This window comes from Streptomyces sp. BE20 (genome assembly GCF_036322525.1).
Classification (GTDB): domain Bacteria; phylum Actinomycetota; class Actinomycetes; order Streptomycetales; family Streptomycetaceae; genus Kitasatospora.
In genome coordinates this window covers 1-378 of sequence record NZ_JAQYWW010000605.1, presented here as the reverse complement: position 1 = coordinate 378, position 378 = coordinate 1, and the positions used below count along the sequence as shown (strand labels likewise).

At 70.4% G+C, this 378-nt stretch carries 1 protein-coding gene; it reads left to right on the top strand.

Annotation, left to right across the window (positions count from 1 at the left end):
* Positions 1 to 147: 147 nt before the first annotated feature.
* A partial coding sequence (locus PUR61_RS12100) for an acyltransferase domain-containing protein (protein ID WP_329878731.1) occupies positions 148 to 378 on the top strand: 231 nt, incomplete at its 3' end.

The following is a 378-nucleotide window of genomic DNA, read 5'->3' as shown; positions in this document are numbered from 1 at the left end:
CTGTCCTCCGGCGAGGCTGTGCCGGGGTTCGTGGCGGGCCGAACGGAGGTGCCGCGCCGGTCCCGGTGCGGGTACCCGGGACAGGGGTCGCGGAGGGTGTGGCTGGGCAGGCGTCTGTCGCGCTAGGAGCAGGAGTTAGCGCGGGTTCTGGCGGAGGTGGAGGGTGCGCTGAAGCCTTATGTGGACTGGTCGTTGGGGGATGTGGTGAATCAGGTGCCGGGTGCCGCCTCGCTGGAGCGGGTGGATGTGGTGCAGCCGGTGTCGTTCGCCGTGATGGTGTGTCTGGCGCGGGTGTGGGGTTCGCTGGGTGTGGTGCCGGACGCGGTGGTGGGGCATTCGCAGGGTGAGATCGCGGCGGCGCATGTTGCGGGGATCCTG